This is a genomic window from Enterobacter sp. SA187, from assembly GCF_001888805.2.
GTDB lineage: Bacteria > Pseudomonadota > Gammaproteobacteria > Enterobacterales > Enterobacteriaceae > Enterobacter_D.
In genome coordinates, this window is the sequence record NZ_CP019113.1 from 993,246 (window position 1) to 1,009,613 (window position 16,368).

Genomic DNA, 16,368 nt, shown 5'->3' on the forward strand with positions numbered 1-16,368 from the left:
AGATAATGAAAGTAATGGAAACCGACCTGCACACGCTCAAGGTCACCGATCCGTTTTTAGGCGAGTATCAGCGTCTGGTACGCGATGTGGTGATCCCTTACCAGTGGGATGCACTGAATGATCGTATTCCGGATGCCGATCCCAGCCATGCGATTGCTAATTTCCGCATCGCCGCTGATCTGCAGGAGGGAGAATTTTACGGCATGGTTTTTCAGGACAGCGATGTGGCGAAATGGCTCGAAGCCGTCGCCTGGTCCCTGTGCCAGAAGCCCGACCCCGAACTGGAAAAGACTGCCGATGACGTCATTGCGCTGATTGCCGCCGCACAGTGTGAAGACGGTTATCTCAATACCTGGTACACGGTAAAAGCGCCCGGCGAGCGCTGGACGAATCTTGCGGAATGCCATGAATTGTACACTGCTGGCCATATGATCGAAGCGGCGGTAGCTTATTTTCAGGCCACCGGGAAACGTGCTCTGCTCGACGTGGGCTGCCGTCTTGCCGATCACATTGATCGTGTATTTGGCCCGGGCGTGGACCAGCTGCAGGGCTATGATGGGCATCCGGAAATCGAACTGGCCCTGATGCGCCTGTATGAAGTCACCGGCGAGACGCGTTATCGCGATCTCGTGGCCTACTTCGTTGAACAGCGCGGCACTCAGCCGCATTTCTATGATACTGAGTTTGAAAAGCGTGGCGGCACCTGGCACTGGCCGAATCATGGCACCGCATGGATGGTGAAAGACAAGGCCTATAGTCAGGCGCACGTACCGCTTTCAGAACAGGACAGTGCCATCGGTCATGCGGTACGTTTTGTCTATCTGATGACTGGCGTGGCGCATCTGGCGCGTCTGGCCGGAGATGAGCAAAAACGTCAGGATTGTCTGCGGTTGTGGCAAAACATGGCACGCCGTCAGCTCTATATTACCGGCGGCATCGGCTCGCAGAGCCGTGGTGAAGCGTTCAGTCACGATTACGATCTGCCGAACGATACGGTGTATGCAGAAAGCTGCGCCTCCATTGGCCTGATGATGTTTGCCCGGCGGATGCTGGAAATGGAAGGCGACAGCCATTATGCCGACGTCATGGAGCGCGCACTATACAACACGGTGCTCGGCGGGATGGCACTGGACGGCAAACACTTCTTTTACGTTAATCCACTGGAAGTGCAGCCCCGTTCGCTGCCATTTAATCATATTTATGACCACATACAGCCGGTGCGCCAGCGGTGGTTTGGCTGCGCCTGCTGTCCGCCGAATATCGCCCGTCTGCTGACCTCCATCGGCCATTACATTTATACCCCACAGGCAGATACCCTGTTTATTAATTTATACATTGGCAACCGGGCAGAGATTCCGGTTGGGGAGCGAACGTTGCGCTTACAGCTGAGCGGCAATTACCCGTGGCAGGAAAATCTTACCCTGCGTATCGAGTCGCCGGAGCCGGTGGAACATATCCTGGCCCTGCGCCTGCCGGACTGGTGCCCCAACCCGACAATTACGCTGAATGGCGACCCGGCCATGGGTGAGATCCGCAAAGGTTATCTGCATCTTCGCCGTGTCTGGCAGGAAGGCGATACGCTTTCCCTGACGCTGCCAATGCCCGTGCGTCGGGTGTATGGCAACCCGCTGGTGCGCCATCAGGCTGGTAAAGTCGCCGTACAGCGCGGACCGCTGGTGTATTGTCTGGAACAGGCCGATAACGGCGAAGAGCTGCATAATCTCTGGCTGCCGGAGGACAGCGTCTTTACTACGCTGGACGGTAAGGGAATTTTTGCGCATAAAGTGCTGATTCAGGCGGATGGTTATAAACGTACCGCCGCACAGGCCGAGCAGCAACCGCTGTGGCATTACGATACTTCTCCCGTCAGACGTACCCCTCAGAAGCTGACGTTTATTCCCTGGTTCAGTTGGGCGAATCGAGGCGAAGGAGAGATGCGTATCTGGGTGAATGAAGAGTAACGGCATATTAGATCCGCGCGGGAATTCAGCCCATAATAGTAATTCATTAAACTCAACAGGATGTTGTATGGATACTGAAAACCGCGCGGTGACCGACATGAAACGTATTAAGGCCCGCAGCATTTATCGTTTACTGCTTATCGGCCTGAGTATTCCCATGGCCGTACTGGGCTTTATCTTTGGCTTATTCGCCTGCTTTGGCTACGACACCGTGAGCTGGAACCAGCAGTATATTCATGGTTTGCTTGCACTGCCGGTCGGGCTGCTTATCGGCATTCTTATGAGTGCGATCATGACGGCCATTCTTGGCTCACTGAGCTGCCTTGGGCTTTGGATCTACAGCCGCTTCAGGCCGCTGAGAATCGCTGTACTGGATTAATCTATCCTGCCACCCCGTCATAATTTAAGAATAAGTGAAGGTGTTTATTACCTTACTTTACGTTGCGCTGGCCTGCCTGAACCATACTTAGCCTGAGCGGTTATCACAGGAAAAAAACTATGCAGTATTTTATTGGTTTTGACGTGGGTGGTACACACATCAAGCACGGCGTGATTGATGAGAATGGCGAGGAACTGACCTCGGACGAGTACGACACGCCGGAAGACGTTGAGACGTTTAAGCAGAAATGGCAGGCGGTGGTTGAGGGCTATCAAAAGGAGCACGACATCGTCGCCGTTGGCATCAGTTTCCCCGGATACATCAACATCCGTACCGGCGTTGCCATGAAAGCCGGAGCGCTGGACTTTATGGACGGCATTAACCTGCGCGAGTTGTTTGCGGAACTCAGCGATCTGCCAGTCATTGTCGAGAACGATGCCAACTGTGCCGCGCTGGGCGAGCGCTGGCTGGGTGCAGCGCAGGATTACGACAACGTCGTCTGTATCACCGTCGGCACCGGTATCGGCGGCGGCATTATTTTTGACGGCGAACTGTATCGCGGATCGCATTTCCGTGCCGGTGAGTTTGGCGTGATGCCGGTCGGTAACGACGGCGAATGCATGCATGAAGTGGCTTCCGCCCGTGGCCTGATGGAAGCCTGCCGCCGTGCGCTGGCACTCTCCGCCGAAGAGATGCCTCACGGCAAAGAGATTTTCGAACGTATGGACAGTGACGTGCACCTGCGCGAAGCCGTTAACCAGTGGGCGCGCTTTCTGTCGCGTGGCATTTACAGCGTGATTTCCATGTACGATCCGCAGGTCGTGCTGATTGGCGGCGGGTTAAGCGAGCAGGAGAAAGTTTATCAACTGCTCGATCGCCATCTGGAAACCTTCGAGATGTGGGAATTTCTGAAAGCGCCCATCCTGCCGTGCAAGCTGGGTAACCAGGCGGGCAGGCTCGGCGCGGTATGGCTGACAAAACAGCAGGTTAAAGCCGGGTAAAAACCCGGCTGGATTCAGCTATTTTCCGGGAACAGCTGTGCATCCCGCAGCAGATGGTCGTTGCCGCGTCGGCGGGTAAAGCCGATGCGGTCAAAATATTCGAGGATCTGGATCGCCAGCTTACGCCCGACGTTCAGCCGATCGCGGAAATCTGCCGCGCAGGTTGATCCCCGCGCCTGATCCAGTTCGCGGATCATACTGGCAAAGGCGACGATCCGATCGTTACGGTAATAGCGATCTTTGACGATCGCCGTTATCAGTCCCTGCTGCGCCGCCTGTCGCAGTACACCCCGCATCATCTGCTCATCCGTGCCCGTCTCCCGCGCCAGATCGCGTACCCACCATGGCTCATCCGCAAACAGCGGTGCCGCACGCTGCCAGATCGCCGCCTGCTCTTCGGTAAAACCGGCTTTGTGTTCCGGCAGATGCAGCCAGCCGTGATGGCTGGCAATGTCGCCGTTTTCCCGCATCCGCTCGATTAACGTCATCACCAGCGCGTCGTCTTCCATCGGCAGCGCCATGCGCCGCAGACGCTCGCGTCCGGGGCCGGGTTCGTCTTTATGCTGTTCGTGATAGGTTGCCAGGGTATCGAGCAGTTTGCGCTGCCAGCCTGCGGCCACCGTCGCGCTCAGTACGCTGTCCCCCGACTGGATCAGCCCGTCATTGCGGGTTAAGGCGTCAATTCCACTGCGGCTTAACTGCCGCGCCCAGCCGAAGCGGCTCAGGGAGACGGCACCGCGGATCAGGTGCGCCGCCAGCGCGCTGGCATCGTCCTGCGCGGCGGCAAGAGTAGCGAGCCAGTCCAGATACGCCGTTTTACGTTTGCCACGGCGGGGCGGATCGAGCATCACCACCCGCGCGCCAGCCAGCGTGGTGCGCGCCGAGATATCACGCAGCACCAGCCGATCGTTGTCCGCCAGCCACAGCGGACTGTCGAGCACCAGCTCGGCCAGATCGTCGGTCAGCAGCGAGACGCGCCCGGTGATATGGCTGGCGGCATGGTGAATGTGTAAGGGCTGCCACTGTGTCAGCGGCGTATGGCTTTGCAGCGCCACGATAACGCGGGAAGACGGCTCCGACGGCGCCTCGCTGAGCAGCCAGTCGCCGCGGGTTATGGATCCCTTTTCGGCGTCGCCGCTAATATTCAGCGCGATACGCTGCCCGGCCATCGCATGATCGACCGGCTGGTTTTGCGCATGCAGACCGCGCACGCGCATGGGTTTGTTAATGCCGGTCAGCCACAGGGTATCGCCGGTGCGCACCTCGCCAGACAGCGCCGTGCCGGTCACCACCAGGCCCGCGCCCTTCACGTTAAAGGCCCGGTCAATCGCCAGCCGGAAACGCTGATGCTGCACGTGCTCCCGCTCCGGCAGGCGTAACAGATGCTCGCGCAGTTCATCGATGCCGCGCTGTGCGATGGCGGCGGTAATGAATATCGCCGCGCTCGTAAAGCCGTACTCCCGCAACGTGTCGCGCACCTCGTCCTGTACTGCGGCAATGCGCGCCTCGTCCACCCGGTCGGCTTTGGTCAGCGCGACGGTCAGCGTCGTCTGGCCGGTCAGCTGCAAAATCGCCAGATGTTCGCGGGTCTGCGCCATCACGCCATCATCACAGGCCACCACCAGCAGCGCGTGATCGATACCGCCGACGCCTGCCAGCATATTGGCGAGAAACTTTTCATGGCCCGGCACATCAATAAATCCTGGTACGCGGCCATCAGCCTGCGGCCAGTAGGCATAACCCAGATCGATGGTCATGCCGCGCTTTTTCTCTTCCGGCAGGCGGTCGGCGTTCACGCCGGTGATCGCTTCCAGCAGCGTCGTTTTGCCGTGATCCACATGTCCGGCGGTGGCAATAATCATTTCAGTAACATCTCCAGAAAACGGGTTTCGTCCTCAAGGCAGCGTAAATCAAGCCACAGGCGGCCATCGGTGATGCGGCCAATCACCGGCACTTCACCAGTGCGCCATTGCGCCGCCAGGGTTTCAAGCCTGCTGCCGCGCCCGTCCTGCGGGGTGAAGGTCAGGGCCACGCTCGGCAGCCGATCCACCGGCAGGGAACCGCTGCCAATCTGCGACAGGCAGGCTTCAATCTGTACGTGGAAATCAGCAAAATGCGCGGCAAGTACCGGCTGAAGTTTTTCCGCCAGGGCGCGGATCGTCGCGGTATCGCGGGTCAGCAATCGCAGCGTCGGCAAATCCTGCGTGAGTTTTTCCGGATGCAGATAGAGGCGCAGCGTGGCCTCCAGCGCGGCGAGGGTCATCTTGTCTGCCCGCAGCGCGCGTTTTAACGGGTGCTGTTGCAGACGGGCAATCAGCGCTTTTTTGCCGACGATGATCCCGGCCTGCGGGCCGCCGAGCAGTTTATCGCCGGAGAAACTGACCAGGCTGACGCCCGCGGCGATCAGCGCCTGCGGCATAGGTTCTTTCGGCAGCCCGTACTGGCTGAGATCCACCAGCGAGCCGCTGCCTAAATCCACCACCACCGGCACGTCCCGCTCGTTGCCAATGGCTACCAGTTCCGCTTCGTCCACGGCTTTCGTAAAGCCTTCGATCTGATAATTACTGGTATGCACTTTCATCAGCAGCGCAGTATTGTCGTTGATGGCCTGACGATAGTCTTTCGCATGGGTGCGGTTAGTGGTGCCGACTTCATGCAGCTCGCAGCCCGCCTGACGCATGACGTCCGGAATGCGAAACGCGCCGCCAATCTCCACCAGCTCGCCGCGCGACACCACCACTTCCTGGCCGCTGGCCGTAGCCGCCAGCATTAACAGTACCGCCGCCGCGTTGTTATTGACGATACAGGCGTCTTCCGCCCCCGTCAGACGGCACAGCATGGCGGCCAGCGCGCTGTCACGATGTCCGCGCCCGGCACCATCCAGATCGTACTCCAGCGACACCGGAGAACGCATCGCCTGTGCCACCGCCTCGATCGCCGCTTCCGCCTGTAATGCCCGCCCGAGATTGGTGTGCAGCACGGTGCCGGTCAGGTTGATCACCGGACGGATAGCGCTCTGCTGCTGATGGTGAAGATGCTGACGTGTGGCCCCGGCCCAGTCAGCGCTCCAGTCCGGCAGCGTCTGGCTGTCGTGAATGGCGGCGCGGGCCTCGTTCTGCAACAGGCGCAGCGCCTCCACCACCCGCGTATGGCCAAAAGTGGCTAACAGCGGGCGGAAGGCATCATCACGCAATAAACGGTCGGTTGCCGGGATCTGGCTGAACAGGGAACGATTTTCAGGGGTCATGACACTGCCTTGCTGTGATTGGCCCCTCCGTCGGGAAGGGGTCGACGTGAGGGGATTGTACAGCGTCTTTGCTCAGGCTGTCATAATGCGTATCAAGCCTTTGGCGGTTCGGTGCGGGCAAAGCTTTCGCGCTGGAAGAGCGTTTCCACCAGCTTCACCAGCTGCGGGCGCTCCACGCACCAGCCCGGCGACACGCGGCGGAAGTTCAGATAACCAATCGCGCAGGCGACAGCGATGTTCGCCAGATCGAGGGACTGCGACTGCAACACGCCGTTGGCGGCGTATTGTTCCAGGGCATCCAGCGCGCGGCTGATTTTTTCCCGCTGGCGCACCAGTTCGCTTTCCGACTGCTGTGCTGCCGGACGGGCCTGCTCGCGCACGGAGGTCAGCGCCGCATCCATAATGCCGTCCGCCAGCGCTTCCAGCTGCCGCACCCGTAATGCCGCTTTCGCATCGCTGGGCAGCAATGCAGGCGCCATACCCAGCTGTTCCAGATATTCCGCAATAATGGGGGAATCAAACCAGGTTTCACCGTCGTCAGTCACCAGCGCGGGCACTTTACCAAGCGGGTTAAATTGCGAAACGCCATTCTCTGCGTTATAGGGCATTTCGTTGACGAATTCGAAGGTGATGCCTTTTTCCAGCAAGATCACGGAAATCTTCCGCACGAAGGGGCTGGTGTAGCTGCCAATCAGTTTCATGGCCGGGTCCTTAATCGCCTGTGAAGAGATAATTATGGCCCACCGCCGCGCAAAAGGCAGGGGCGCCTTCATAAATGTGAAAAGTCTGTTCCGTAAGGTGTCGGCAGTGTAAGGAAGTTACATCTGCCGTCTGCGTCTACATCACAGTTTGCCTTTGATCACAGTCAGAAAACTCCTGACAAAAATATCTTGTGATTAAGATCACAAATAAATAACAAAGTCATGAAATACAAATGTGATTAACATCACATTAACAGCCATTCTGCGTCGATTTTTTCGGCGGTGTTCTTTTTTTACACCAGTGTTTTGTGAAGTTGATCACGCCTTATCCCCGGATACACCCTATGTTTATGTGATTCAGATCACACCAAAGGGCGCTGTCTGGACAGAAAGGCGATTCGGTGCCAGATTTCGCCTCACACACATCATGGGTCCGGCTACCTCTGCCGCCACATTAACAACAAACCTCGGGCTTCCGGCCTGTGCGCTAGCAAACATAAGAAGGGGTGTTTTATGTCATCCGATATCAAGATCAAGGTGCAAAGCTTTGGTCGATTCCTTAGCAATATGGTAATGCCCAACATCGGCGCGTTTATCGCCTGGGGTATTATTACTGCACTCTTTATTCCGACAGGATGGTTACCTAACGAAACGCTGGCGAAACTCGTCGGCCCGATGATTACTTATCTGCTGCCGCTGCTGATCGGTTATACCGGTGGTCGTCTGGTTGGCGGTGAGCGTGGCGGCGTGGTCGGTGCTATCACCACCATGGGCGTTATCGTGGGCGCAGATATGCCGATGTTCCTCGGCGCTATGATTGCCGGTCCGCTGGGCGGTCTGTGCATCAAGAAATTTGATGCCGCGGTAGATGGTAAGATCAAATCCGGTTTCGAAATGCTGGTGAATAACTTCTCCGCCGGCATCATCGGTATGATCCTCGCCATTCTTGCCTTCCTCGGCATTGGCCCGGCGGTTGAAGTGCTGTCTAAAGCACTGGCTGCGGGCGTTAACTTCATGGTCGTCCATGACATGCTGCCGCTGGCGTCCATCTTTGTTGAACCGGCGAAAATCCTGTTCCTCAACAACGCCATCAACCACGGTATCTTCTCGCCGCTGGGTATTCAGCAATCTCACGATCTCGGCAAGTCCATCTTCTTCCTGATTGAAGCAAACCCGGGTCCGGGTATGGGTGTACTGCTGGCGTATATGTTCTTTGGTCGCGGCAGCGCGAAACAGTCTGCGGGCGGCGCGGCAATCATCCACTTCCTGGGTGGTATCCACGAAATTTACTTCCCGTATGTCCTGATGAATCCGCGTCTGCTGATCGCGGTGATCCTCGGCGGTATGACTGGCGTGTTTACGCTGAGCGTGCTGGGCGGTGGTCTGGTGTCTCCGGCGTCTCCGGGTTCTATCCTGGCGGTACTGGCGATGACCCCGAAGGGTGCCTATTTTGCTAACCTCGCCGCGATTTTCGCTGCGCTGGCCGTTTCTTTCGTCATCTCCGCCATTCTGCTGAAAACCAGCAAAGTGAAAGAAGACGACGATATTGAAGCCGCAACCCGTCGCATGCAGGACATGAAAGCCGAGTCCAAAGGCGCCTCTCCGCTGACCGCGGGCGAAGTGTCCAACGACCTGAGCCATGTGCGTAAAATCATCGTCGCCTGTGATGCCGGTATGGGCTCCAGCGCCATGGGCGCAGGCGTGCTGCGTAAGAAAGTGCAGGATGCGGGGCTGACTAACATCTCCGTGACCAACAGCGCGATCAACAACCTGCCGGGCGATGTTGACCTGGTGATCACGCACCGCGACCTGACCGAGCGTGCGATGCGCCAGGTGCCGCAGGCGCAGCATATTTCGCTGACCAACTTCCTCGACAGCGGCCTGTACACCAGCCTGACTGAACGTCTGGTTGCCGCACAGCGCCACGAGCAAAATGAAGAGAAAGTGCGCACCAGCCTGCAGGACAGCTTCGACGAAAGTAACAGCCACCTGTTCCGCCTCGGCGCAGAAAACATCTTCCTGGGCCGCACGGCGAGCACCAAAGAAGAAGCCATTATTTTTGCCGGTGAGCAGCTGGTGAAAGGCGGTTACGTTGAGCCGGAGTATGTGCAGGCGATGCTGGATCGCGAAAAATTGACCCCGACCTATCTGGGTGAGTCCATCGCCGTGCCGCACGGTACGGTTGAAGCGAAAGACCGTGTTCTGAAGACCGGCGTGGTATTCTGTCAGTATCCGGAAGGCGTACGCTTCGGTGATGATGCCGACGACATTGCCCGTCTGGTTATCGGTATCGCCGCCCGTAACAACGAGCACATCCAGGTGATCACCAGCCTGACTAACGCGCTGGACGACGAATCTGTGATTGAGCGCCTGACACACACGCAGAGCGTTGAAGAAGTGCTGGCCCTGCTGAACAAGTAAGGTTACGCCCTTTCCCCTCTCCCATTGGGAGAGGGTTAGGGTGAGGGGAATTCGCCTCCTCACCCCAGCCCTCTCGGGTAAAAACATTGATGAAGGTAATTCTATGAAAGCATTACATTTTGGCGCAGGTAATATCGGACGTGGTTTCATCGGCAAATTGCTGGCGGACGCGGGTATTGAGCTGACATTCGCCGATGTGAATCAGGCCGTGCTCGATGCCCTGAATGCCCGTCATAGCTATCAGGTTCACGTTGTTGGTGAAAATGAGCAGGTGGACACCGTTTCCGGCGTTAACGCGGTCAACAGCACTGGCGATGAAGTCATCGATCTCATCGCGCAGGTGGATCTGGTGACCACGGCGGTTGGCCCGGTGGTGCTGGAGCGCATTGCTCCTGCCATCGCCAAAGGTCTGGCAAAACGTAAAGCCCAGGGTAACGACACGCCGCTGAATATCATCGCCTGTGAAAACATGGTGCGCGGCACCACGCAGCTGAAAGGCCACGTGTTCAACGCGCTGGCGGAAGAGGATAAAGCCTGGGTGGAAGCGCATACCGGCTTTGTGGACTCCGCTGTAGACCGTATCGTGCCGCCGTCGGCCTCCGCTACCAACGATCCGCTGGAAGTCACCGTGGAAACCTTCAGCGAATGGATCGTCGACCAGACCCAGTTCAAAGGCACGCTGCCGAATATTCCGGGCATGGAGCTGACCGATAACCTGATGGCCTTCGTGGAGCGTAAGCTCTTCACCCTGAATACCGGCCACGCCATTACCGCCTATCTCGGCCAGCAGGCCGGTTTGCAGACTATCCGTGATGCCATTCTCGACGAGAAAATCCGTACTGTGGTAAAAGGTGCGATGGTGGAAAGCGGCGCGGTGCTGATCAAACGTTATGGCTTTGAAACGCAGAAACACGCCGCCTATATCCAGAAAATTTTGGGTCGTTTCGAAAACCCCTATCTGAAAGATGATGTGGAGCGCGTTGGCCGTCAGCCGCTGCGTAAACTGAGCGCGGGCGATCGCCTGATCAAGCCGCTGCTGGGCACGCTGGAATACGACCTGCCGCATCACAACCTGGTGCTGGGTATTGCCGCCGCGATGCACTATCGCAGCGAGCAGGATCCGCAGGCCATTGAGCTGGCGCAGTTGATTGAAGAGAAAGGCCCGCAGGCGGCTCTGGCGCAGATTTCCGGGCTGGACGCGGCGAGCGACGTCGTGACCGAGGCCGTTAACGCGTACAACGCAAAGGCATGATGCCAAACCCGGCGCGGAGCTTTCCGCGCCCGAACAACAGATTGTCGGATATGCAGGCAATAATGGAAGAAACCCAGGCCTTTGAAAACCGTGTGCTTGAGCGTCTTAATGCAGGCAAAACCGTACGCAGCTTTTTGATCGCCGCCGTCGAGCTACTGACCGAGGCGGTGAACATTCTGGTGCTTCAGGTTTTTCGCAAAGACGATTACGCGGTGAAATATGCCGTTGAGCCGCTGCTGGACGGCAACGGCCCGCTGGGCGATTTGTCGGTGCGCTTAAAACTGATTTACGGGCTTGGCGTCATCAGCCGTCCGGAATACGAGGACGCCGAGCTGCTGATGGCGCTGCGGGAAGAGCTGAATCACGACGGCAACGAATACGCTTTCACCGACGACGAGATCTTGGGCCCCTTCGGTGAGCTGCACTGCGTCGCCGCCCTGCCCCCCGCGCCGCAGTTTGATCTCAGCGATGCCGATCTCTATGCCATGCAAAAGCAGCGTTATCAACAGGTTGTACGTTCCACCATGGTGCTTTCCCTGACAGAGCTGATCTCCCGCATCAGCCTGAAAAAAGCCTTTCAGAAGTAACCGCCCGCGGTTTAGTGTATCCTTAGCGCAATATCTCCCCGATTCAGAGTCCAATTGTCATGAAAGAAGTTGAAAAGAGTGAAATTAAACGCCTGAGCGATCGCCTTGACGCTATCCGCCACCAGCAGGCCGATATTTCGCTGGCCGAAGCCGCCGACAAATACGCCGAGCTGGAAAAAGAAAAAGAGACGCTGGAAGGCGAAATCGCCCGTTTGCGCGCCCTGCACGGGCATAAGCTGAGCAAAGAAGCGCAGAAACTGGCGGATATGCCGTTCCGCCGCGCCATCACCAAAAAAGAACAGGCCGACATGGGCAAGCTGAAGAAAAGCGTGCGCGGCCTGGTGGTGGTGCATCCGATGACCGAATTAGGTCGCGAAATGAAGCTGACCGAGATGACCGGCTTTTCGAAAACCGAATTCTGATCCCCTGCTTTCTGACCTCTCCCCGTCCGCGGGAGAGGTTTTTATCTGCGCTTCCCTTCTGATGTGGTCCTACCAATCCTGCCCCTGAGTCCTGTTCTGCTCACAGATATATCATTTCCTGTCACACATGCATTGCCAGTCAATAACATTTAGTTAACCATTCATTGTCATTAACCCTACAAACCTTAACTGGCAGGGCCACTTTTACAGACAGTGTGACGTGCAGACGAGCGCAGACTCGCCGCGCGACAGGATAAATGGCCCTCAGGAGATCTTCATGAGCCTCTGGCAACAAAATTACGATCCGGCAGGGAATCTGTGGCTGTCGAGCCTTATCGCCTCGTTACCGATCCTGTTTTTCTTCTTCGCCTTAATTAAGCTCAAGCTGAAAGGCTACGTCGCCGCCAGCTGGACGGTTGCCATCGCGCTGGCCGTTGCCCTGTTCTTCTACGATATGCCGGTGGATAACGCCCTCGCCTCGGTGGTGTACGGCTTCTTCTATGGCCTGTGGCCGATTGCGTGGATCATCGTCGCGGCGGTCTTTGTCTATAAAATCTCGGTCAAAACCGGCCAGTTTGAGATCATTCGCTCGTCCATTCTCTCCATTACGCCGGACCAGCGCCTGCAAATGCTGATCGTCGGCTTCTCGTTCGGGGCCTTTCTGGAAGGGGCCGCGGGCTTTGGCGCGCCGGTCGCCATTACCGCTGCGCTGCTGGTGGGGCTGGGCTTTAAACCACTGTATGCCGCCGGGCTATGCCTGATCGTCAACACCGCGCCGGTGGCGTTTGGCGCGATGGGTATTCCCATTCTCGTGGCAGGCCAGGTAACCGGCCTCGACAGCTTTGAAATCGGCCAGATGGTGGGCCGTCAGCTGCCGTTCCTGACCATCATCGTGCTGTTCTGGATCATGGCGATTATGGACGGCTGGCGCGGCGTGAAGGAAACCTGGCCTGCGGTGATCGTGGCGGGCGGCTCCTTTGCCATCGCCCAGTACCTCAGCTCTAACTTTCTCGGGCCGGAACTGCCGGACATTATCTCCTCGCTGGTTTCGCTGGTGTGCCTGACGCTGTTCCTGCGCCGCTGGCAGCCGGTGCGCATCTTCCGCTTTGAAGATGTGAATGCCACTGCGAATGATGCCGCCGTTACGCCGAAATCCTACTCCCGCGGGCAAATCATACGCGCCTGGTCGCCGTTCCTGTTTCTGACCGCCACCGTCACCCTGTGGAGCATTCCGCCGTTTAAAGCGCTGTTTGCCCCTGGCGGCGCGATGTACGACTGGGTGATTAATATCTCCGTGCCGTATCTGGATAAGCTGGTGGCGCGTATGCCGCCGGTAGTGAGCGCGGCCACGCCTTATGCGGCGGTATATAAGTTCGACTGGTTCTCCGCCACCGGCACGGCCATTCTGTTCGCGGCGCTGATCTCCATCGTCTGGCTGCGTATGAAGCCGAAAGAGGCGCTCTACACCTTCGGCAGCACGCTGAAAGAGCTGGCGCTGCCGATCTACTCCATTGGCATGGTGCTGGCGTTCGCCTTTATCTCTAATTATTCCGGGCTGTCCTCGACGCTGGCGCTGGCGCTTTCCCATACCGGTCATGCGTTTACCTTTTTCTCGCCGTTCCTCGGCTGGCTGGGGGTATTCCTGACCGGCTCCGACACCTCCTCGAACGCGCTCTTTGCCGCCCTGCAGGCGACCGCCGCCCAGCAAATTGGCGTCTCGGATGTGCTGCTGGTGGCGGCGAATACCACCGGCGGCGTGACCGGCAAGATGATCTCGCCGCAGTCTATCGCCATCGCCTGCGCGGCGGTGGGGCTGGTGGGTAAAGAGTCCGATCTGTTCCGCTTTACCGTTAAACACAGCCTGATTTTCACCTGCATGGTGGGAGTGATCACTACACTTCAGGCATACGTTCTGACCTGGATGATCCCATGATAGTGATGCCCGTGCGTCTGTCCGACACCATCGCCGATCGCTTGCGTGCGCTGATAGACGAACAGCAGCTTGAGCCGGGGGCGCGTTTGCCCGCCGAGCGCAAGCTGGCCGCCCAGCTTGGCGTCTCCCGCAATTCTCTGCGGGAGGCGATTGCGAAGTTGATCAGCGAAGGCGTGCTGCTCAGCCGACGCGGCGGCGGCACCTTTGTGCGCTGGCCGCAGGAAGACTGGACAGAGCAAAATATTGTTTATCCGCTGAAAACCCTGATGGCAGACGATCCGGACTACAGCTTCGATATTCTGGAAGCCCGCCATGCCATTGAAGCCAGTACCGCCTGGCACGCCGCCCTGCGCGCCACCGCTGCGGATAAAGAAAAAATTCAGCTCTGCTTTGACGCCACCCTGAGCGATGACCCGGATCTCGCTTCGCAGGCGGATGTGCGCTTTCACTTAGCCATCGCTGAAGCGTCGCACAATGTGGTGCTGTTGCAGACCATGCGCGGCTTTTTCGATCTGCTGCAACTGTCAGTGAAACAGAGCCGCCAGCGGATGTATTTCGTGCCGCCGGTGTTCGCGCAGCTCACCGAACAGCATCAGGCGGTGATGAACGCGATTATGGCCGGTGACGCCGACGGCGCGCGTAAAGCGATGATGCTGCATCTGGAATTTGTGCATACCACCATTAAACGATTCGATGAAGATCAGGCCCGCCAGGCGCGCATCACCCGCCTGCCCGGTTAACCCAATAAACTGTCAGGGAGAAACCCATGATTATTTCCGCCGCCAGTGATTACCGCGCCACCGCGCAGCGCATCCTGCCACCCTTTCTTTTCCATTACATCGACGGCGGCGCGTACGCGGAATATACGCTGCGCCGTAACGTGGAAGATCTCTCGCAGGTCGCGCTGCGCCAGCGCGTTCTGAAAAACATGTCCGATTTGAGTCTGGAAACCACGCTGTTTAATGAAAAACTGTCGATGCCGGTGGCGCTGGCTCCGGTCGGGCTGTGCGGCATGTACGCGCGGCGCGGCGAAGTGCAGGCGGCAGCGGCTGCCGATGCGAAAGGCATCCCTTTCACCCTGTCGACGGTATCCGTCTGCCCGATTGAAGAGGTCGCTCCGACGATTAAGCGTCCGATGTGGTTCCAGTTGTACGTGCTGCGCGATCGCGGCTTTATGCGTAACGCGCTGGAGCGCGCCAAAGCGGCAGGATGTTCAACGCTGGTGTTTACCGTGGATATGCCGACGCCAGGCGCGCGTTACCGGGACGCCCATTCCGGCATGAGCGGCGCCAACGCGGCGATGCGCCGTTACTGGCAGGCGGTAACGCATCCTCAGTGGGCGTGGGATGTCGGCGTCAATGGCCGTCCTCACGATCTGGGCAACATCTCCACCTACCTCGGCAAGCCGACCGGGCTGGAAGATTATATTGGCTGGCTGGCGAATAACTTCGATCCATCGATTTCCTGGAAAGACCTGGAGTGGATCCGCGAATACTGGGACGGCCCGATGGTGATCAAAGGGATCCTCGATGCAGAAGATGCGCGCGATGCGGTGCGCTTTGGCGCAGACGGCATTGTGGTATCGAACCACGGCGGCCGCCAGCTGGACGGCGTGCTCTCTTCCGCCCGCGCGCTGCCCGCCATTGCCGATGCGGTGAAAGGTGACATCGCGATCCTCGCAGACAGTGGCATCCGTAACGGGCTGGACGTCGTACGGATGATCGCCCTGGGCGCGGATACCGTGCTGCTGGGCCGTGCCTATCTGTATGCGCTGGCGACCCACGGCCAGGCGGGCGTGGCGAACCTGCTTAACCTGATCGAAAAAGAGATGCGCGTGGCGATGACGCTAACCGGGGCGCGTTCTATCAGCGAAATCAGCCGCGACTCGCTGGTGCAGAACGTTGAGCATGAATCGGTGTTTGCGCCGGTGAAAACAGGCGATGCCGCCTGATTTTTGCTATGCTGCCCGCCATTATTGAGGGGGCAGCATGCTGAACATTGTTTTATTCGAACCTGAAATCCCGCCGAACACCGGGAACATTATCCGCCTGTGCGCCAACACCGGTTTTCGCCTGCATATTATCGAACCTATGGGTTTTACCTGGGATGATAAGCGTCTGCGCCGCGCCGGGCTGGATTATCATGAATTTACCGCGGTGGTGCGTCACGCTGACTACGCCGCTTTTGTGGCAGCGGAAAATCCGCAGCGGCTGTTTGCTTTGACCACCAAAGGCACGCCAGCCCACAGCGCGGTGAGTTATCAGGACGGGGATTATCTGATGTTTGGTCCGGAGACACGCGGTCTGCCTGCCGCCATTCTGGACGCGCTGCCCAAAGAGCAGAAGATCCGCATCCCGATGATGCCGGACAGCCGCAGCATGAACCTGTCTAATGCCGTGTCGGTCGTGGTGTACGAGGCCTGGCGTCAGCTTGGCTATCCGGGCGCGGTACTGCGCAGCTAGCG

The 16,368-nt window shown here is 58.1% G+C and carries 14 protein-coding genes; 11 read left to right on the forward strand and 3 right to left on the reverse strand.

The annotated features are described in order from the left end of the window. Positions 1-5: 5 nt before the first annotated feature. The 3 genes from BMF08_RS04865 to BMF08_RS04875 all read left to right on the forward strand — a co-directional run bounded on the left by BMF08_RS04865 (position 6) and on the right by BMF08_RS04875 (position 3,341). Positions 6-1,961, forward strand: coding sequence for a glycoside hydrolase family 127 protein (locus tag BMF08_RS04865; RefSeq protein ID WP_072571075.1), 1,956 nt, complete (start codon positions 6-8; stop codon positions 1,959-1,961). 67 nt (positions 1,962-2,028) lie between these two features. Continuing rightward, positions 2,029-2,340 carry a hypothetical protein gene (locus BMF08_RS04870; protein ID WP_072571074.1) on the forward strand — a complete coding sequence of 104 codons (312 nt, stop codon included), beginning with the start codon at positions 2,029-2,031 and terminating at the stop codon, positions 2,338-2,340. Between the two features lie 119 nt (positions 2,341-2,459). Continuing rightward, positions 2,460-3,341: an ROK family protein gene (locus tag BMF08_RS04875; protein ID WP_072571073.1), complete on the forward strand. Its 882-nt coding sequence runs from the start codon at positions 2,460-2,462 to the stop codon at positions 3,339-3,341. Between the two features lie 14 nt (positions 3,342-3,355). On the opposite strand, the gene selB is transcribed toward BMF08_RS04875, so the two are convergent. The 3 genes from selB to BMF08_RS04890 all read right to left on the reverse strand — a co-directional run bounded on the left by selB (position 3,356) and on the right by BMF08_RS04890 (position 7,289). Continuing rightward, positions 3,356-5,203: a selenocysteine-specific translation elongation factor gene (selB, locus tag BMF08_RS04880; RefSeq protein WP_072571072.1), complete on the reverse strand. Its 1,848-nt coding sequence runs from the start codon at positions 5,201-5,203 to the stop codon at positions 3,356-3,358. Further along, positions 5,200-6,588: an L-seryl-tRNA(Sec) selenium transferase gene (gene selA, locus BMF08_RS04885; RefSeq protein WP_072571071.1), complete on the reverse strand. Its 1,389-nt coding sequence runs from the start codon at positions 6,586-6,588 to the stop codon at positions 5,200-5,202. Before selA ends, selB begins: the two co-directional genes overlap by 4 nt. Before the next feature lie 92 nt (positions 6,589-6,680). After that, complete coding sequence (locus BMF08_RS04890) at positions 6,681-7,289, reverse strand: glutathione S-transferase (RefSeq protein ID WP_072571070.1); 609 nt, start codon at positions 7,287-7,289, stop codon at positions 6,681-6,683. 513 nt (positions 7,290-7,802) lie between these two features. On the opposite strand from BMF08_RS04890, the gene BMF08_RS04895 reads away from it, so the two are divergent. The 8 genes from BMF08_RS04895 to trmL all read left to right on the forward strand — a co-directional run bounded on the left by BMF08_RS04895 (position 7,803) and on the right by trmL (position 16,366). After that, the gene (locus BMF08_RS04895) at positions 7,803-9,710 is read left to right on the forward strand and encodes a PTS mannitol transporter subunit IICBA (RefSeq protein ID WP_072571069.1); all 1,908 of its coding nucleotides are present in this window, start codon (positions 7,803-7,805) and stop codon (positions 9,708-9,710) included. 103 nt (positions 9,711-9,813) lie between these two features. Next, complete coding sequence (gene mtlD / locus BMF08_RS04900; RefSeq protein WP_072571068.1) at positions 9,814-10,962, forward strand: mannitol-1-phosphate 5-dehydrogenase; 1,149 nt, start codon at positions 9,814-9,816, stop codon at positions 10,960-10,962. Beyond that, on the forward strand, positions 10,959-11,549 hold the full coding sequence (mtlR, locus tag BMF08_RS04905) for a mannitol operon repressor MtlR (RefSeq protein WP_072571067.1): 591 nt from the start codon (positions 10,959-10,961) through the stop codon (positions 11,547-11,549). The genes mtlD and mtlR overlap by 4 nt, the downstream gene beginning before the upstream one ends. A 59-nt stretch (positions 11,550-11,608) precedes the next feature. Next, complete coding sequence (locus BMF08_RS04910; protein ID WP_072571066.1) at positions 11,609-11,971, forward strand: YibL family ribosome-associated protein; 363 nt, start codon at positions 11,609-11,611, stop codon at positions 11,969-11,971. A gap of 277 nt (positions 11,972-12,248) precedes the next feature. Then, positions 12,249-13,904, forward strand: a complete 1,656-nt coding sequence (gene lldP / locus BMF08_RS04915) for an L-lactate permease (RefSeq protein WP_072571065.1) — start codon at positions 12,249-12,251, stop codon at positions 13,902-13,904. Beyond that, entirely contained in the window at positions 13,901-14,644 is a 744-nt protein-coding gene (gene lldR / locus BMF08_RS04920; RefSeq protein ID WP_072571064.1) for a transcriptional regulator LldR, read from the forward strand. The genes lldP and lldR overlap by 4 nt, the downstream gene beginning before the upstream one ends. A 26-nt stretch (positions 14,645-14,670) precedes the next feature. Further along, positions 14,671-15,855 carry an FMN-dependent L-lactate dehydrogenase LldD gene (gene lldD / locus BMF08_RS04925; RefSeq protein WP_072571063.1) on the forward strand — a complete coding sequence of 395 codons (1,185 nt, stop codon included), beginning with the start codon at positions 14,671-14,673 and terminating at the stop codon, positions 15,853-15,855. Positions 15,856-15,892: 37 nt separating this feature from the next. After that, on the forward strand, positions 15,893-16,366 hold the full coding sequence (trmL, locus tag BMF08_RS04930) for a tRNA (uridine(34)/cytosine(34)/5-carboxymethylaminomethyluridine(34)-2'-O)-methyltransferase TrmL (RefSeq protein ID WP_072571062.1): 474 nt from the start codon (positions 15,893-15,895) through the stop codon (positions 16,364-16,366). Positions 16,367-16,368 lie beyond the last annotated feature (2 nt).

Excerpts from the sequence above, each read along its gene's own strand:
- BMF08_RS04865 (WP_072571075.1), top strand. The coding sequence starts at position 6 with ATGAAAGTAATGGAAACCGACCTGCACACGCTCAAGGTCACCGATCCG.
- BMF08_RS04870 (WP_072571074.1), top strand. The coding sequence starts at position 2,029 with ATGGATACTGAAAACCGCGCGGTGACCGACATGAAACGTATTAAGGCC.
- BMF08_RS04875 (WP_072571073.1), top strand. The coding sequence starts at position 2,460 with ATGCAGTATTTTATTGGTTTTGACGTGGGTGGTACACACATCAAGCAC.
- selB (WP_072571072.1), bottom strand. The coding sequence starts at position 5,203 with ATGATTATTGCCACCGCCGGACATGTGGATCACGGCAAAACGACGCTG.
- selA (WP_072571071.1), bottom strand. The coding sequence starts at position 6,588 with ATGACCCCTGAAAATCGTTCCCTGTTCAGCCAGATCCCGGCAACCGAC.
- BMF08_RS04890 (WP_072571070.1), bottom strand. The coding sequence starts at position 7,289 with ATGAAACTGATTGGCAGCTACACCAGCCCCTTCGTGCGGAAGATTTCC.
- BMF08_RS04895 (WP_072571069.1), top strand. The coding sequence starts at position 7,803 with ATGTCATCCGATATCAAGATCAAGGTGCAAAGCTTTGGTCGATTCCTT.
- mtlD (WP_072571068.1), top strand. The coding sequence starts at position 9,814 with ATGAAAGCATTACATTTTGGCGCAGGTAATATCGGACGTGGTTTCATC.
- mtlR (WP_072571067.1), top strand. The coding sequence starts at position 10,959 with ATGATGCCAAACCCGGCGCGGAGCTTTCCGCGCCCGAACAACAGATTG.
- BMF08_RS04910 (WP_072571066.1), top strand. The coding sequence starts at position 11,609 with ATGAAAGAAGTTGAAAAGAGTGAAATTAAACGCCTGAGCGATCGCCTT.
- lldP (WP_072571065.1), top strand. The coding sequence starts at position 12,249 with ATGAGCCTCTGGCAACAAAATTACGATCCGGCAGGGAATCTGTGGCTG.
- lldR (WP_072571064.1), top strand. The coding sequence starts at position 13,901 with ATGATAGTGATGCCCGTGCGTCTGTCCGACACCATCGCCGATCGCTTG.
- lldD (WP_072571063.1), top strand. The coding sequence starts at position 14,671 with ATGATTATTTCCGCCGCCAGTGATTACCGCGCCACCGCGCAGCGCATC.
- trmL (WP_072571062.1), top strand. The coding sequence starts at position 15,893 with ATGCTGAACATTGTTTTATTCGAACCTGAAATCCCGCCGAACACCGGG.